We start from the raw sequence: 2,799 nt of genomic DNA on the forward strand, positions 1-2,799 counted from the left end.
GGGCCTCACCAGCTATGAGGCTAGGGGGCCTCACCAGCTATGAGGCTACCTAGCCTCATCTGCTTACAATTATGGAACGTTGACTTTCTTCTTTGGTACGTATTGAACATCCAATGCTGACACGCCAGCGTGCAGTTTCGGAACACCAATGATGCTGGGTGGCCTCATATGACGATGCCTCAGAAGATCCCCGAGAAGGCTCCTTCCGGACGCTGGCTCCAGACTGAACGGGCGGCGCACGAGGCATGGGCCAAGCTCATCTCCGAGGCCCCGAAGGCAGCGCAGCTCATGCACCTCCTCGTGGCCCGGATCGGTGTGAACAACGCCGTGGTGATCTCGCAGAGGAACCTTATCCGCCTGATGGGTGCGAGCCGCCCCACAGTGCAGCGGGCGGTAAAGAAGCTGCGAGACGATCTCTGGATCGAGGTCCGCCAGATCGGCGACCGGGGAACAACGAATGCCTACGTGGTCAATGACCGCGTGGCTTGGCTCGGGCGGCGCGACGGCATCCGCTACAGCCTGTTCAGCGCGGCCGTTGTCATCAGCGACGACGAGCAGCCGGACGCGAGCGAATTGGACGGTCAGGAGCCACTTCGCCAGATCCCGTCCATCGGCCGAGGCGAGCAGCAGCTCCCTACCGGCCCCGGCTTGCCCCCACCCTCCGAGCCGACCTTTCCCGGCATGGAAGTGGACTTGCCGGCCAAGGCTTTACCAGACGATGTTGAACCGGAATAAGGGTGTTCAGCATGGCGAACTTGTCCATTCGTGAGGCGGTAAAGCATTACCAGGTTTCCCGGCCAACTCTCACCAAAGCTTTGAAATCAGGAAAGGTCAGTGGCACACAGGATGATCAGGGCAAGTGGTCCATTGACCCATCGGAGCTAGCAAGGGTTTACCAGCCACGTCCGGGTACGTCGGCCACGTCTGAACCGGACTTGGCCGGTCAATCAGTGGCTAGGTTGTCCACACAGAACACCCCTGATGTGACCCAGATGGAGAGCCTGCGCGCTCGGCTTTCAGAGGCCGAGCTCCGTGCCGTGAGGGCCGAGACCCGCGCGGACGCAGCCGAGTTGCTGGCAAAAGAGCGTGCGGAACGGATCGAGGATTTGCGCCGGATGCTTCCCGCCCCCGACCAGCCGAAACGCCGCCGATGGTGGCTGGGAGGCAGGTAAGGGCGTCAGGGGGCGGAGGAGGGATCCAGGAGCGGAGGCATCGCCCACACCTGTGATCCTTGCTGACCCTTTCATTTGCTTGCATGAAACGCAAGCACGGACTACATGTCCCCATGAACAACCGCCACAGACGCACCCTTGCCGCTATCTTTGCCGACCCTGTGTCCGGCACCATCGGATGGGCGGCCATCGAAGGGCTTCTGATGGCCGCGGGCGCGCAGGTGATCGAGGGGCGCGGCTCGCGAGTGCGGTTCGAGAAGGACGGCGAGGTCGCGACGTTCCACCGCCCGCACCCCGCCAAGGAGGCCAAGCGCTACCAGGTCCGCGACGCCCGCGCCTTCCTGGAGCGGATCGGAGTGACGCCATGAGCGCGATGTCGAACACCATGACCTACCGAGGCTACGCCGCTAGGATCGAGTACGACGACGAGGACGGCATCTTCGTCGGCCACCTTGCCGGCATCCGCGACGACGTGGGCTTCCATGCGGGCAACGTCGAGGATCTGCGCGCGGCCTTCCACGAAGCGGTCGAGGACTACCTGGAGACCTGCGCTAAGGTCGGGAAGGAACCGCAGAAGGCCTATTCCGGTCAGGTGATGTTCCGCGTCGATCCCGAAGTGCACCGTCGCGCTGCCCTGGCCGCCGAGCTGTCAGGCAAGAGCCTCAACCAGTGGGCGGCCGAAGTGCTGGAGCGGGCGACCGGGTAGGTCGTCGCATCAGCGTCTAGATCCGCATCCGGCGGCGTCGCGGAACCTCCAAGCCGACCCCAACGGAACGCCGATCCTCTTGCAGGGATGTTTCACCGCTCCGTCGCATCCGGGTGCAGTATCTGAAACAAGGACGGCCGGAGGTACTCACGGCGACACTGTTGAATGGTCGGTCCGATCAACGGCAATCGAAAAGGGCAGGCATACAGGGTCGGCGCCGGGTTCTAAAAGATGATAGCTTAGCCTTCCGCCCGCTGAACCGCCGCTGCTCATCTGAGGAAGGCCGAACGTGGAGCATACCGCTTTAGTGGAGAAGCTGTTTGGTTCTCGCGTTTCCCTTCCGATTGCGATCACCGTATCGGTCCCCCAGTCAATCGCGACAATCAGCAAGACCATAAGGAAGGCGCGAAAGATGTGCGCCTGCGTCAGGCGGACATAGGTAATTTTCCTATTATTGAGTGGGTAGTTCCGCCGCGTCGCGTCGATCAGCCGGGACGCCATGGTTGCGCGGGCGTCCTCATTGCCAAGGGCATCCGCCAGATCGTCCTCCCCGATCGCATGGACCACACCCGGAACTGTCGCCCTGACGGCATACCATGCGGCTATAAGGATGTAGATCAGGGCGATCGCGAAAAGTACGACGTCGAGCGCCAGCACGGGACCCCGGAACCGATCCGACACCGTGGGCGTCAGGACGCCAACTAAGGGGAGCACAGCGGCGAGGAAGGCCAAATAGAGCGCCGCCTTAGTGTCCGCGCCTTGGCGGCGCCGGACCTCCGCGTCGTGCAAGCTGGTCGCGATCTCTATCGCCAGCGCCGCGTCTTTAGCGAGGCGTCCGATCGTCACGATACGGTCAGGTGGCTCGATCGCGGCGCTCCCCGCGCGGGGAAAGACCACGTCAAGCCAAGCAACAAAGCGCTC

Annotated in this window: 4 protein-coding genes; 3 read left to right on the forward strand and 1 reads right to left on the reverse strand. The window is 62.7% G+C overall.

What is annotated here, in order from left to right:
* The first annotated feature begins 174 nt into the window (after window positions 1-174).
* The 3 genes from OCGS_RS11125 to OCGS_RS11140 all read left to right on the forward strand — a co-directional run bounded on the left by OCGS_RS11125 (window position 175) and on the right by OCGS_RS11140 (window position 1,878).
* Complete coding sequence (locus tag OCGS_RS11125) at window positions 175-735, forward strand: helix-turn-helix domain-containing protein (protein ID WP_238538250.1); 561 nt, start codon at window positions 175-177, stop codon at window positions 733-735.
* Window positions 736-1,285: 550 nt separating this feature from the next.
* The gene (locus tag OCGS_RS11135; protein WP_007427347.1) at window positions 1,286-1,540 is read left to right on the forward strand and encodes a type II toxin-antitoxin system HicA family toxin; all 255 of its coding nucleotides are present in this window, start codon (window positions 1,286-1,288) and stop codon (window positions 1,538-1,540) included.
* Window positions 1,541-1,545: 5 nt separating this feature from the next.
* A complete protein-coding gene (locus OCGS_RS11140; protein WP_040610958.1) occupies window positions 1,546-1,878 on the forward strand; it encodes a type II toxin-antitoxin system HicB family antitoxin in 333 nt (110 codons plus the stop codon).
* A gap of 147 nt (window positions 1,879-2,025) precedes the next feature.
* On the opposite strand, the gene OCGS_RS15245 is transcribed toward OCGS_RS11140, so the two are convergent.
* Window positions 2,026-2,799, reverse strand: a 774-nt coding sequence (locus OCGS_RS15245) for a hypothetical protein (protein ID WP_162136612.1), incomplete at its 5' end; no start/stop codon positions are given.

The sequence above is a fragment of the Oceaniovalibus guishaninsula JLT2003 genome (genome assembly GCF_000299575.1).
GTDB classification, from domain to species: domain Bacteria; phylum Pseudomonadota; class Alphaproteobacteria; order Rhodobacterales; family Rhodobacteraceae; genus Palleronia; species Palleronia guishaninsula.

Coding starts and splice junctions, on each gene's coding strand:
- OCGS_RS11125 (WP_238538250.1), top strand. CDS start 175: ATGCCTCAGAAGATCCCCGAGAAGGCTCCTTCCGGACGCTGGCTCCAG.
- OCGS_RS11135 (WP_007427347.1), top strand. CDS start 1,286: ATGAACAACCGCCACAGACGCACCCTTGCCGCTATCTTTGCCGACCCT.
- OCGS_RS11140 (WP_040610958.1), top strand. CDS start 1,546: ATGTCGAACACCATGACCTACCGAGGCTACGCCGCTAGGATCGAGTAC.